Annotated in this window: 12 protein-coding genes; 7 read left to right on the forward strand and 5 right to left on the reverse strand. The window is 62.0% G+C overall.

Features of this window, described 5'->3' with window-relative positions; all coding sequences use genetic code 11:
* The first annotated feature begins 20 nt into the window (after positions 1-20).
* Genes NKH52_RS32605 through NKH52_RS32615 form a run of 3 tightly spaced genes read left to right on the forward strand, consistent with a single transcriptional unit; the run spans position 21 to position 3542 of the window.
* Entirely contained in the window at positions 21-1544 is a 1524-nt protein-coding gene (locus NKH52_RS32605) for an ABC transporter ATP-binding protein (RefSeq protein ID WP_352736375.1), read from the forward strand.
* Complete coding sequence (locus NKH52_RS32610; protein ID WP_352736374.1) at positions 1541-2617, forward strand: ABC transporter permease; 1077 nt, start codon at positions 1541-1543, stop codon at positions 2615-2617. Before NKH52_RS32605 ends, NKH52_RS32610 begins: the two co-directional genes overlap by 4 nt.
* Complete coding sequence (locus NKH52_RS32615) at positions 2610-3542, forward strand: ABC transporter permease (RefSeq protein WP_352736373.1); 933 nt, start codon at positions 2610-2612, stop codon at positions 3540-3542. The genes NKH52_RS32610 and NKH52_RS32615 overlap by 8 nt, the downstream gene beginning before the upstream one ends.
* Positions 3543-3550: 8 nt before the next feature.
* Here NKH52_RS32615 and NKH52_RS32620 read toward each other — a convergent pair whose 3' ends face one another.
* From NKH52_RS32620 to NKH52_RS32640, 5 genes are all read right to left on the reverse strand, one after another.
* A complete protein-coding gene (locus NKH52_RS32620; RefSeq protein ID WP_352736372.1) occupies positions 3551-4471 on the reverse strand; it encodes an ABC transporter permease in 921 nt (306 codons plus the stop codon).
* On the reverse strand, positions 4471-5538 hold the full coding sequence (locus tag NKH52_RS32625; protein ID WP_127294262.1) for an ABC transporter permease: 1068 nt from the start codon (positions 5536-5538) through the stop codon (positions 4471-4473). Before NKH52_RS32625 ends, NKH52_RS32620 begins: the two co-directional genes overlap by 1 nt.
* On the reverse strand, positions 5522-7069 hold the full coding sequence (locus NKH52_RS32630) for an ABC transporter ATP-binding protein (RefSeq protein WP_352736371.1): 1548 nt from the start codon (positions 7067-7069) through the stop codon (positions 5522-5524). Before NKH52_RS32630 ends, NKH52_RS32625 begins: the two co-directional genes overlap by 17 nt.
* 100 nt (positions 7070-7169) lie before the next feature.
* Positions 7170-8264 (reverse strand): BMP family ABC transporter substrate-binding protein, encoded by a 1095-nt coding sequence (locus NKH52_RS32635; RefSeq protein WP_352736370.1) that lies wholly within the window; start codon positions 8262-8264, stop codon positions 7170-7172.
* Positions 8261-9100, reverse strand: a complete 840-nt coding sequence (locus NKH52_RS32640; protein WP_352736389.1) for a GntR family transcriptional regulator — start codon at positions 9098-9100, stop codon at positions 8261-8263. Before NKH52_RS32640 ends, NKH52_RS32635 begins: the two co-directional genes overlap by 4 nt.
* 249 nt (positions 9101-9349) lie before the next feature.
* Here NKH52_RS32640 and NKH52_RS32645 point away from each other — a divergent pair, with 249 nt between their 5' ends.
* The 4 genes from NKH52_RS32645 to NKH52_RS32660 are packed head-to-tail and all read left to right on the forward strand — an operon-like array spanning position 9350 to position 13604.
* Positions 9350-10210: an aromatic ring-hydroxylating dioxygenase subunit alpha gene (locus tag NKH52_RS32645; RefSeq protein WP_352736388.1), complete on the forward strand. Its 861-nt coding sequence runs from the start codon at positions 9350-9352 to the stop codon at positions 10208-10210.
* A 40-nt stretch (positions 10211-10250) separates the two neighbouring features.
* Entirely contained in the window at positions 10251-11156 is a 906-nt protein-coding gene (locus NKH52_RS32650; RefSeq protein WP_352736369.1) for an aromatic ring-hydroxylating dioxygenase subunit alpha, read from the forward strand.
* Between the two features lie 21 nt (positions 11157-11177).
* Positions 11178-12944 (forward strand): 2Fe-2S iron-sulfur cluster-binding protein, encoded by a 1767-nt coding sequence (locus NKH52_RS32655; RefSeq protein ID WP_352736368.1) that lies wholly within the window; start codon positions 11178-11180, stop codon positions 12942-12944.
* Between the two features lie 9 nt (positions 12945-12953).
* Positions 12954-13604: a glutathione S-transferase family protein gene (locus tag NKH52_RS32660; RefSeq protein ID WP_352736367.1), complete on the forward strand. Its 651-nt coding sequence runs from the start codon at positions 12954-12956 to the stop codon at positions 13602-13604.
* Positions 13605-13746: the final 142 nt, after the last annotated feature.

Here is a 13746-nt window from a genome sequence, read left to right on the forward strand (position 1 = left end):
CAGGCAGCCCGGTGCGACCAATGGAAGACCTGCTGAACGTCCAGAACCTTACCAAGCGATTTGGCAGCGTCGTCGCCAATGACGGGGTCAATCTCGATATCCGCAAGGGCGAGATACACTGCCTTTTCGGGGAGAACGGCGCTGGCAAGTCGACGCTGTCGTCCTGCCTGTACGGCTACTACAAGGCCGACAGTGGCGTGATCCGCTTCAAGGGCGAGGTGGTGGAGCTGAACTCTCCCGCCGACGCCCTGCGGTTGGGGATCGGCATGGTGCATCAGCATTTCGTGCTGGTCTCCAATTTCACCGTGCTGGAGAACATCGTTGTCGGCAGTGCCGATGTCGGGTTGCTGCTGAAGAAAGCCGACGCCCGCAGCAAGATTCTCACCCTTTGCCGCGATTGCGGCATCGACATCGATCTGGACCGCGAGATCTGGCAGCTCTCGGTCGGCGAGCAGCAATGGGTGGAAATCCTCAAGGCGCTTTATTTCGGCGCCGAGTTGCTGATCCTCGACGAGCCGACGGCGGTCCTCACGCCGCAGCAATCCGACCAGCTCTTCGTTATCCTCGACGGAATGCGCAAACGGGGCCTGTCGATCATCCTGATCAGCCACAAGCTCCGCGAGGTGATGCAGTCGGACAGGGTGACGGTGCTGCGCCGGGGCAAGGTCGTCGCCACCGTCGATACCGTGGGAACGACCGCCGAAGCGATCACCGCGCTGATGGTCGGGCACAAGGTGACCAAGAACGTCAGGGACGCTTCGCTTGCACCGGCGGGCGAAATCCTCGCCGTGGAAAGCGCATCGGCAATCGGCGAGTGGGGCGAGGACGTTCTCAAGAACGTCACCTTCACCATTGCCGCCAATGAGGTGCTTGGACTGGCGGGGGTTGCCGGAAACGGCCAGAGGGAACTCTTCGAAGTCCTGATGGGCGTTCGCAGGCTTCAGTCCGGCGGTTTCTCCCTCGAAGGGATTCCGGTGGTGGCGCCGACGTCACGCGAAATCCTCGACAGAGGCGTCGGCTTCGTGCCGGAAGACCGCTTTCTCGAAGGGCTGATCCCGGAGTTCGGAACCGCCGAGAACCTGGTGCTGGGCTGGCAGCGCTCGCCCGAATATTGCCGCGGCCCTTTTCTCGATCGCCGCAAGCTGGCTGAGTTGGCGCGGCGCAAGATCGACGAATACAAGGTCGCGACCGCCTCGGCCGAGCTGCCTGTGGAGCGACTGTCGGGCGGCAATGCCCAGCGCGTCATTCTCGCCCGCGAGTTCCAGCATGCCAGGCGGTTGCTGCTGGCCAACCAGCCGACGCGCGGCCTCGACGTCGCCGCCTCGGAATTCGTTTACGAGAAGATCCTGGAAAAACGCGCCGCCGGATTTGCGGTCCTGCTGGCATCCGAGGAGCTTGAGGATCTGCTGCGCCTCTGCGACCGCATCGCGGTGATCTTCAAGGGGAGGATAATGGGCATTGTCCGGCCGCAGGAGACCAGCCTTCTCGAACTCGGAATGATGATGGCTGGCGACACCAGCCAGCTTGGACAGGTAACTCAATGATATCATTTCAACGACGCTCGGGCGGCAGCCTGGGGTGGAACGTCGTCTGCTATTCGGCGGCGATGCTAGGTGCTTTTCTGACTTCCGCAATCCTCTTGAAGCTTTCCGGCGGCGATCCGGCCAAGGCGTTCTCGTCCTTGCTGATCGGTGCTTTCGGCAGCCCGGGCGCCTTGCTTGGATCGCTGGCCAAGGCGACGCCGCTTCTGCTCGTCGGACTGGGCACGGTGCTGGCGTTCAGGGCCAAGATCTGGAACATCGGCCAGGAAGGTCAGGTGTTCGCCGGCGCCATGGCGGCCTATTGGGTCAGCTTCTGGGTGGCACCGCTCCCGTCGTGGATGGCGGTCTGTATTCTCGCCATCGCTGGGCTGGCCGGTGGCGGCGTACTTGGCCTGCTTGCCGGCGCTCTGAAGACCAAGTTCGGCACCAATGAGATCATTTCAACGGTGATGTTGAACTACATCATCATGTTCCTGCTTGCCTATCTTCTCGACGGGGGCCCGTGGATGGAGACCGGCGTCACCGTGGCCTACCACCAATCGCCGCCGATCAATCCGGCTCTCGAATGGCCGGTGTTTTTTGGCACGGGTGCGGGAAAGCTGCATGTCGGGTTCCTGTTTGCGCTTGCCGCCTCGGCGTTCTGCTCGGTCTTGCTCGACAAGACCTCGCTTGGCTATGAAATCCGCGCATTCGGCTCCAACCCGACCGCTTTGACCTTTCGCGGCACCAATGTCCGCCGGCTTCTCCTGACCGTCATGCTGATGTCGGGGGCGCTGGCTGGGCTGGCAGGTGCGGGCGAGCTGTTCGGCGTAGCCCACCGGCTGCGCGCTGAAACGCTGCTCGGCATCGGCAGTTCCGGCATTGTCGTGGCCATGGTGGGCGGACTTCGCCCTAGCGGGACGATGCTCGCGGCACTGTTTTTCGGCGCCCTTCAGAGCGGCACCATCTACATGCGGCTCAAAAGCGGCACACCGGCCGGACTGGTCTCGGCGATGGAAGGATTGGTGCTGTTGTTTTTCCTGTGCGCCGCGGTGGCGACACGGCTCCAACTGGTGAGGAGGGAAGTCCATGCTTGAGCTCTTGCAAGGACCGCTGCTGATCAGCCTGCTGGCGGCGATGGTCCGCATTGCGACACCGCTGCTGTTTTCGGCAATGGGCGAACTGGTCACACAGCGCGCCGGCATATGGAACATCGCCGTCGAAGGCACCATGCTGATCGGCGCGGTGGTCGCCTACATGGTCAATTCGACCACAGGATCGCCGTGGCTGGCCTTGGCGGTGGCCATCATTGCCTGCGCCGCAAGCAGCCTGATCATGTCGTTCGTGACGATCGTGTTGAAGGCCGAGCAGTTCGTCGCCGGACTGGCTCTCAATCTTCTCGCGTCGGGCGTCACACTGTTCTGGTTCCAGGCCTACGTTGCCGGCCGCGAGCCGCCGACATTCGCTGGCTTCGACCGGGTGCCGATCCCCTACCTGGCGGATATTCCGGTCTTGGGTCCGGTGCTGTTTTCGCAACGTCTGCTCACCTATGTGAGCTTCTTCCTGCCTGTCCTGGTCTGGTTCTTCCTCTACCGGACCAAATACGGCCTCGAAGTGCGCTGTGTCGGCGAAAATCCAAAGGCGCTCGATGTCAAGGGATTGCATGTCGGCCTCAGGCAATGCCTGGCGATCATGTTCGGCAGCATGATGTCCGGCTTCGGTGGTGCGTTTCTGATGCTCGGCTATTCCGACAAATTCGTCCCGGACCTCATCGCCGGTCGCGGCTGGCTGGTGGTCGTCGCCATCATTGCCGGCAACTGGATGCCGTTCCGGATCGTTGGAGCGATCTTCATCTTCGCGTTTCTCGAGGCGCTGGGCATCCACGCGCAAGTCGTCGGGATTCCCGTCCCGCACCAGCTGTTCCTCGTCCTGCCCTATGTGGCATCGCTGGTGCTGCTGGCCGGGTTGCGATCGCGCACGCATCAGCCGGTGGCGCTCGGCGTACCCTACAACAGAGAATAGTTCCTGGCTCAGCTCGCCGGGCGGAAGGGCTTTGCAAGTGAGGCCGGGAAATGCAGCGCGAGCATCTGGCGGTTTCGTGAAATGAGGACCAGCACGATGATGGTGGCCAGATAGGGCAGGGCCGACAGCAGTTCTGAGGGCACTTCCAGCCCGAGCGCCTGTCCTTGCAGCTGCAGGATCGTCATGCCGCCGAACAGCCAGGCGCCAAGCAGAATGCGCAGCGGCCGCCATGTGGCGAAAACCACCAGCGCAAGCGCTATCCAGCCCTTGCCGGCGGTCATGTTCTCGACCCACAGCGGCGTGTAGGCGACCGACAGATAGGCGCCCGCCAGTCCAGCCATCAGCCCGCCGAACAGGACGGCCATGTAGCGGATCCTGATCACCGGGTAGCCGATCGCATGCGACGTCTGCGGCGACTCGCCGATCGTGCGCAAGATGAGCCCAGCCTTGGTCCGATAGAGAAACCAGCTGATCGCGGCGAACGTCAGCAAGGCCAGGTAAACCATCGGGTCGAAGCGGAACAGCATCGGGCCGACTAGCGGTACGTCGGACAGGATGGGGATGTCGATGCCACGCAGCGCCTCGATCGGCTCGCTGCCGAAGCCGCGTCCGAGAAAGGCCGAAACACCCGACCCGAAGATCGCCAGCGCCAGACCGGCGGCGTATTGATTGGTCAGGAAGGTCAGCGCCAGAACGCCGAACAGCAGCGATGCGGCAGCACCGGCCAGCGCGCCGGCCATGATCGCGACAGGCATGGAAAAGCCCGCGGTGACAGCCCAGAACGCAAGTGCTGCCCCCATCAGCATCATGCCTTCGATGCCGAGATTGAGAACGCCTGACTTTTCGACCACGAGTTCGCCGAGGGCTGCGAAGATCAGGGGCGTTGCGGCAATGACGGTGCCGGTGAAGATGGCAATGAACAGATCCATCAGGCTTTCTCCCGGACCAGGCGAACGCGATAGAAGATGAAGAAGTCGGCGGCGAGCAGGAAGAACAGCAGGATGCCCTGGAAAATCCGTGTCAGCGCCGAAGGCAGGCCAAGCGTCATCTGCACACCTTCTCCGCCAAGGAAAAGCAGCGACATCAGCAGACCGCCGAGCACGATGCCAAAGGCGTTCAGCCGTCCGATGAAGGCGACAATGATGGCCGCGAAACCATAACCTGGCGATATCTGTGGCGAGAGCTGGCCGAGCGGTCCGGCAGCTTCCGCCATGCCGGCGATGCCGGCTGCCGCACCACCGGCCAGCAGGCCGATCCAGATCGCCGCCGACTCGCGGAACCCCGCATACCGCGCGGCCAGCGGTGCCGCGCCGCTCACCGACATCTTATAGCCGAGGAAGCTGCGGTCGGTGAACAGCCACATCGCGATGACGGCGACGACGGTGATGAAGACCGAGGAATTGAGCCGGTATGCCGGATCAAAGGACTGGAGCATCGCGGCAGCCGGCAGGAGGGCCGTCTGTGGATAGTTGAAACCGGCCGGATCGCGCCACGGTCCGTGCACGAGATAGGACAGGAACAGCGTGGCGATGTAGGTCATCATCAGCGTGACGAGGATTTCGTTGGTGTTCATGCGGGCACGCAGGAAGGCCGGAATGGCCGCCCATGCCATGCCGGCGCCCATGCCGGCCAGGAACATCAGGGGCAACAGCAGCACGCTCTCCGGATTTGGCCAGAACAGCCCGACGCCGCTGGCGGCAATCGCACCCATCGTAAACTGGCCCTCTGCGCCGATGTTCCAGACATTGGCGCGAAAGCCGACCGCCAGCCCGCAAGCGATCAGGATCAGCGGTGAGGCCTTGAGCAGCCATTCCGACAGTCCGTTCATCGAACTGAGCGGCTCGACAAAGAACGCATGGAGCGTCGCCAGCGGGTCATGTCCGAGAGAGGCGAAGAAAACCGAGCCGACGACGACCGTCAGTATCGTCGCCAGGATCGGTGCGGCAATGCGCATCGGCGCGGATGGCTCCGGCCTTTGTTCAATCCTGAAGTGCAATATCGCCACTCCCGTTTGCCGATGTCGGCTCGTTCATTGTCCGGCCGGTCATCAGAAGTCCGATCTCCTCGCGGTCGGTTGTCGTGCGGATGAGTGGCGGTGATACCGTTCCCTTGCAGATCACCAGCAGCCGGTCACAGATCTCAAACAACTCGTCGAGCTCTTCGGAGACAACAAGCACCGCTGCCCCGGCACGGCTGAGATCGATGATGGTCTGCCGGATGAAGGCGGATGCGCCGACATCGACACCCCAGGTCGGCTGCGAGACCAGGAACAGCTTTGGCTTGAGCGCGATCTCGCGTCCGACGATGAACTTTTGCAGGTTGCCGCCCGACAGGCTTTGCGCGGTCGACTGCGCTCCGTTGGCCTTGACCTTGAACCTGTCGATGATGCCGGCGGCGAAAGCCTTGGCCTTGCGACGATCGACCAATCCGTTGCGCACCGTGCCGAAGCGGTGCGCGGTCAGCACGGCGTTCTCCCACAGCGTGTGTGACGGCACGGCACCGCGCCCGAGCCGTTCTTCGGGGACAAAGGCGACGCCGAGCTTGCGGCGTTCATTCGGACGCAGGCGGGCGGCGTCGGTGCCGCAAATCCTGATCGCGTCGCCGCGGTCATGCGTGCGTTCGCCGCTGAGCAAGGCGATCAGCTCGGCCTGGCCGTTTCCGGAAACGCCGGCAATGCCGACGATTTCCCCGCCATGCACATTGAACGACACATCCTTCAGGTCGACGCCGAAATGGTCCCGGGCCGAGACCGAAAGATTGTTGACCTCAAGCACCGGCTTGTCGCTCGGGCTTGGCGGACTGACATGCATTTCAGGCAGCTTGGAGCCGACCATCATGCGGGCAAGCTCCAGCGACGTCGTCTCTTTCGGGCGGGCGGTGCCGGTGACCTTGCCGTTGCGCAGTACGGTGGCGGTGTCGCAAAGCTCCTGCACTTCGTCCAGCTTGTGGCTGATATAGACGATGCTGCAGCCCTCGGCGGCCAGTTGCCGGAGCGTCTCGAACAGCTTGACCACTGCCTGCGGCGTTAGCACGGAAGTCGGTTCGTCGAGGATCAGGAGTTTCGGCGCCTGCAGCAGGCAGCGCACGATCTCCACACGCTGGCGCTCGCCAACCGACAAGTCGTGCACCTGGCGATGCGGATCGATGGGCATGCCGTAGCGCATGGAGAGGTCGCGAATCTTTTCGGCAAGCGTCGGCAGATGGAACGTGCTGCTTGTCGACAAGGCAATATTCTCGACCACCGACACGGATTCGAACAGCGCAAAATGCTGGTAGACCATCTCGATGCCGAGAGCGCGGGATACCGCCGGATTGTGAGCGACGATCGGATTGCCATCGCTATGGATTTCCCCGGAGTCGGCCTGCGCCACGCCATAGATGATCTTCATCAGGGTAGATTTGCCGGCGCCATTCTCACCTAAGACAGCGTGGATTTCCCCGGGTTGGATCGACAATGAAACGTCGTCATTGGCGACGACGCCCGGATAGCGCTTGCAGATGTTGCGCAGTTCTAAACGCGGATGCATGGCGGGTCCTGCCGTGGCGTGAAGCGGGGTTGGACTAGGCGCAAGCTGGCAGACGCCGAAGCATTCCAGCTTCGGCGCCGGTTGGCTTTTTGAGCGACGATCAGCTCAGCTTGCCGATCATCCCCTTCACGAACCAGTTCATGCCACGAATGTCGTCGTCAGCCAGAATCGAACCGGCGGCGACCTTGACGTTGCCCTCCTGGTCCTTCAGCTCGCCGCCATAGGGATGAACCTTGCCGCTGCCGATATCGGCCTCGAGCTGTTTGAGCTTGGCCCTGGTGTCGGCCGGAATGCCGTCATTGTAGGGCGCCATTTTCACGACGCCTGCCGCCAGTCCGTCCCAACGCACTTCCGGCTTCCAGGTGCCCGCGGCAACGGCCTTGGCGGCGCCAACATAGTCGCTGGTCCAGTCGAGCACGAATGCCGTCAATTGCTTGCCCGAACCGAACTTCGCCATGTCGCTGGCATAGCCGATCGACCAGGCACCGCCTTCGCCGGCGACCTGGACACCGGTGGCCGTGTCCGTCATCGAGCAGATGACGTCGCAGCCTTGTGAAAGCAGGGTTTTGGCGGCCTCCTTTTCCTTGCCCGGATCAAACCAGGAGTTGAGGAAGATGGTGTTGCAGGTGGCGTTCGGGTTGACGCTTTGCGCACCGAGCAGCAGCGCATTGGCCGGCCCGACGATGTCGGGGATCGGGAAGCCGCCGATGAAGCCGATCTTGCCTGATTTCGACATGTAGCCGCCGGCTGCGCCGGCGACGAAAGTACCCTCGTAATATTTGGCTTCGAAGGTGCCGAGATTGGCGAGGTGGACGATGCCGGAGCAATGTTCGAAAGCCACTTTGGGGAACCGTGGCGCCACTTTCTGCATCGGCGTTCCGTGCGAAAAGCTGGTGCCGAAGATCAGCTTGTTGCCGGCGCTCGCCAATTCACGAAAAATGCGCTCGGCGTCCTGCGGCATGAAGATGTTGTCGATGACGGTCAGCTCGACCTTGTCGCCGAATGCGGCCTTGATGGCTTCGACGCCGAGGCTGTGCTGCTTGGTCCAGCCGATTTCAGCCACCGGGGAGACATAGACGGCGCCGATTTTCAGCACCTCCTGCGCTTGCGCGATCGTGCTCAGGCCTCCTGCACCAAGTGCAGCGCCGAGCGCACCGCCGTATTTCAGAAAATCGCGTCTTGTTGCGTTGTTCATGATGGTAACCCTCTGTTGGTTTTTTTGCTTGATGCCCGGCTTGTGGGGGCCGGATCTGTTTTTGGAAGATGGACGTGGAGATGCGCAGCCGCGCCGCCATCCCCGGGCGACTTCGCCATCCTTCTGAGCGGGACGGCTGTTGTGGCCGCATCGGCCGTGCCGTCGAGATAGGGTGCAAGGGCCTCGGCGGGCGTCATTTCGGGAAACACCTCGCGGTCCATGATGTAGCCGCGCACCACCGTGCGGTGGTGGGTGTCGATGAGATCCATAGCCTGTTTGAGCCGGCCTTTTTCCAGAAGGTCGACAACCCTCGAGTGGTCGTCCAGCAGATTGCAATAGTCAAAATCGGCGGTAATGAGCGAGCGCAGCAGCGTCGTGCGGCGCACGAGTTGCGCATGGATTTCCTGCATAACCTTGTTGCGGCTGAGGCGCACGAACACGGTGTGGAACTCCTGGCCGAGCACGTCGGCCAGGGCATCATTGCCGGCGGCCACGGCCTGTCGCTGCCGTTCGACATGGTGGCGCAGTTCGGCCCAGCCGGCCGGGCCCAGCCGATCGCTGAGCTGTGCCGCCACGCCCTGTTCGACAAGCGTCAGGGCGTCGTAGATTTCCATCGCCTCCTGCATGCTCGGCTTGGCGACGAAGGCGCCGCGATTGCGCTCGATCTGGGCCAGTCCGTCATCGGCGAGCCGTATCAGCGCCTGGCGGACGACGATGCGGCTAACGTCGAATATTTCAGCGAGTTCGCGTTCACCGAGCTTGCAGCCGGGGACGAGACGATGATCAATGATGGCGCGCGTCAGCGTGTCGGCGATTGACTGGGAACGGCTGCTCACGAGACGGCGCTCCGCATGGGTTTCCATGCGTCTTTCGCAATGTCACTGCCGATGATCGGCGTCATTCCAGCGCCCCATATCCCAGGTTGCGGTGTGGCATATATGGGATGCAATCCTTTCAGTCTGTCAACCAAAAAACATTCATTGGCAACAAAAAATACATTGATTGATATCCAATCTTGTGTTTGCAATGGTGGCGCTGACCACGCCGGGTTCGATGTGAAGAGCCGGCCAGGGAGGACGATTGCGATGAACAGCCCTTGCAGAGACGGGGTTCTCTTGAACGATTGGCATATTGTTGCGGATTGCTTGATGCTGTCCGCTGGTGCTCCGTTCACCACACGGCTTTTGGGGGTCGCTCTCTCGATCACCTGCAAGGGACGCTACAACAAGGAGATCGTCCGCCATGACACCGGCGAACAGGTCAATTCTGCCGAGCGCTACGGCTTCGTCTGGGCATGTCTTGGCAAGCCCTGGCGGGACATCATTTACATTCCGGAATCGAACGAGGCAGACCGGCATCTGGTCAGCGGCGGCTCGATCGCGGTCAAGGTGTCGGGTCTGCGCGCCGTCGAGAATTTCCTCGACATGGGGCATTTCCCCTTCGTGCATACAGGCCTGCTGGGTGACGAGCCGCACACCGAAGTGGTGCCCTACAGGGTCGAGATCACCGACAAGGACGAGGTGCTGGCGACCGAATGCAAATTCTATCAACCGCTGGCCTCGCCGACCGCCAAGGAAGGCTTTGTCGTCGACTACATCTATAAGGTGATCCGGCCGTATACGGTGGCCCTCTACAAGAGCAATCCTGTGAAGAAGGACCGGCTCGACGTCATCACCCTGTTCGTGCAGCCGGTCGATGAGGACAACTGCGTCGCTCATCCCTTCCTTTGCTACCTTGTGGACGGCATCGACGCGGCGACGGTGCGCAGCTTCATGCAGCTGATCTTCGCCCAGGACAAGCCGATCCTGGAAAACCAGGTGCCGCGACGGTTGCCGTTGGATCCGCGGGCTGAAACACCGATCCGCGCCGACGCCGTCTCTGTTTCCTACCGGCGCTGGTTACGGGATCAGGCAATAACTTACGGCGCCACTCCGGCCCAGGCCTAATGGGATCGATGCTGGCCTGGCTCCTTCGAGGGACATGAAAATGATACAGACGAGATGCTCGGACCCGGTCATCCTCAATCTCTGGCATCCGATCGGTGCCATTGCCGAGACGACGCCAGACAGTGTGGTGGAGACGACCCTGCTCGGCGAGCGGGTCAGTTTCGCAATTGGTGCGACCGGCGCCATCGGGGTCTGGATATCCAGGCCCGACTTGCGACCCGGCGCCAGGATCGATCCGGCCTCGATCCATGAAGCGCTGCCCGCCAAGAGCGCCTATGGCTATGTCTGGACCTCCCTCGGTTCGCCGCCGGCAGAGCTGTTTCCGATCCCTGAATATGAAGAGCCGGACCGCCGCAAGCTCAACGCGGCAACGTTTGGCGTCAACGTCTCGGCGCCGCGCGCCATCGAGAATTTTCTCGACATGGGCCACTTCCCCTATGTGCACACCGACATCCTCGGCGTCGAACCGCATACCGAAGTCAAGGAATACGACGTCGAGATCTCGGTCGACCGCGACGAGATTTTGGCCACGCGTTGTCGCTTCTTCCAGCCGATGGCTTCGACCACTTCGGATGGTGGCGCGGATGTGGACTATGTCTACCGCGTGCCGCATCCCTATTGCTCGGTGCTCTACAAATCGAGCCCCGTCGACGAAGCCCGGCGTGATGTCATTGCCGTCTTCCTGCAGCCGGTCGATCAAGAGCATGTGCGCGCCCACATGCTGCTTTGCGTGCTCGACGAAGACAATGAAGACAAGGTCATCAAGCGCTTCCAGCAGACGATCTTCGGGCAGGACAAGCCGATCCTTGAGAACCAGGTGCCAAAACGCCTGCCTCTGGACCCGCGCGCCGAAACACCGATCCGGGCTGACAAGTCGGCCATCGCCTACCGGCGTTGGCTTAGCCAGAAGGGCGTGACCTACGGGGTCATTCCGGTTGCCGCCTGACACTATTTTTGGAGACGACGCATGTTGCAAGAAGCCAAAAGCCGGTGGCATCCGATCGCCGCTGCCTATGATTTGCCTTACCGCCACGTCTTCCACGGCCAACTGCTTGGCCGGGAATTTGCCGTCTGGCGAGCCGATGACGGCTACGTCAACATCTGGGAGAATCGCTGCCTGCATCGCGGTGTAAGGCTGTCGATCGGCATCAACGACGGGCGCGAACTGAAGTGCCAATACCATGGCTGGCGCTATTCGAACCGCACCGCCGGCTGCACCTATATCCCGGCGCACCCTGCCGATGCGCCAGCTCGCACCATCACCAACCGCACCTTTCCGGCGGTGGAGCGCTATGGCCTCGTCTGGTCGTCCGAAGAGCCGCAAGGGGAGGTTCCCGATGTCGCCGGGCTGCTGGAGGGCAAGTTGCTTGCCTTGCGCGGCATTCCGGTCAATGCGCCGGCAGGCAAGGCGGTGGAAATGCTAAAAGCCTATCGTTTTCAGCCCAGCCAGGCCGTCGAGGGCGACAATGCCGAGATGCTGGTCGAAGCCGTGCAGGATTTTGCGGTGGCGCTCCGCTCCCGTGCCGGCGGCGAGGAGACACATGGCGTCTTCTTCGTCCAGCCCGTCGATTCCAACCGTTCGGTCATTCGCGGCGTGCTCGATCGAGACCTCGAGGGAGCCGCGCGTATCGCCGCCTTGCGCCACCACAACGAACGGCTCGGCAAGTTGCGCGATGCGGCGGAACGCGAGGCGGCAAGCGCCGCCGCGCCCGCGCCGATCGAGCCTGTTTACGAAAAAGTGTCAGCCGAACTCGCCGAAATGCCGGAACTGACGACGCATGGCCGCAAGGCGGCGCTGCGCGTCTCCGTGGCAAGGAAATGGCAGACCGCCGATGGCATAGCCGGCTTCGAGCTTCGCCCGATCAAGGGCCTTTTGCCCACTTTCCAGCCGGGCGCCCATATCGATGTCCACATGCCCAATGGCGAGGTCCGGCAATATTCGATCACCAACGGTCCTGGCGAGACCGACAGCTTTACCATCGGCGTCAAGCTGGAGAGGGATTCGAAGGGCGGTTCGAAATGCATGCACGAGACGGTGCGTGAAGGCGATGTGCTGGCGATCTCCGAGCCGCGCAACAATTTCCCGCTGCGCCGCGACGCGATCAAGACGCTGTTCGTTGCCGGCGGCATCGGCATCACGCCATTGCTGGCGATGGCGCAGGCGCTGAAGAACCAGGATCTGGCGCACGAATTGCACTATTTCGCGCAAGGGGAGGAGCATCTCGCCTTTTCCGATCGGCTGCGGCAACTCGGTGGCTCACTGGTGCCGCATCTTGGCCTCACGCCGGAACAGACAGGCGCGAAACTGCGCGAACTACTTTCGCCATACCGGAACGGCATGCATGTCTATATCTGCGGCCCCGGCCCGATGCTGGAAGCTGCCCGCAGGACAGCGGCGGAACAGGGTTGGCCGGACGCTGCCGTGCATTTCGAGTATTTCAAGAACACCAACAAGATCGATGACAGTTCGAGCTTCGAAGTAGCCCTGGCGCGCTCCTGCGTTACGCTCAAGGTGCCTGCCGGCAAGACCATCATGCAGGTCATGCGCGAGAATGGCATCGATGTGCCGTCATCCTGCGAGCAGGGTGCCTGCGGCACTTGCGTAGCGATGGTGATCGAAGGCGAACCGGACCATCAGGATGTCTACCTGAACGACGCCGAAAAACAGGCCGGGACCAAGATCATGACCTGCGTTTCGCGGGCCAGGTCGGCGCGCCTCGTGCTGGACATCTAGGAGCAGCCGATGATCACGCTTTATGACTACGAACTCTCCGGCAATTGTTACAAATTGCGGCTGCTGATGAGCTTCCTCGGCATCGACTACAAGACCGTGCCTGTCGACTTCTACCCCGGCCGTGAGCACAAATCCGAATGGTTCCTGAAGCTCAATCCGCTCGGGCAGCTGCCGGTGCTCGACGATGACGGGCTGGTGCTGCGCGACGCGCAGGCGATCCTTGTCTATCTCGCCGCCAGATATGATCCGTCAAACAGCTGGTACCCGCTAGACAATCCGGCGCTGCTTGGTGAGATCAGCCAGTGGCTGGCTTTCGCCGACGGTATCACTTCGACTGCGTCGGCCGCCCGCTTGCATGATGCGCTGTTCTACGATTTCGACATCGATGCCGCGCGCGCCGGCGCGCATCGGCTGTTCCGCATCCTCGACGAGCACCTGTGGTTCGGCGAACAGCAAGGCCGCAACTGGATCTGTTCGGCCGGTCACCCGACCATCGCCGATATTGCCTGCTTTCCTTACATCATCCTGTCGGAGGAGGGCGGTGTCCCGCGTCAGGATTATCCGGCCATACGGCGCTGGTGCGATCGGGTCAAGCGCATCAAGGGCTTTACCGTGATGTCGGGTGTGTTCCCGGCCGGACCTGCCAAGGTCGCCGCATAGTTGATCAGAAAGAGCCCTGAGTTACGGCTCGGCAGAACACTGATTGGGAGAGAAAAGATGAAAACCCGCGCCGCTGTCGCTGTCGCCGCCGGAAAGCCGCTGGAGATCATGGAGGTCGATCTCGACGGCCCACGCGAGGGCG

The organism is Mesorhizobium sp. M1066, from assembly GCF_040318635.1.
GTDB lineage: Bacteria > Pseudomonadota > Alphaproteobacteria > Rhizobiales > Rhizobiaceae > Mesorhizobium.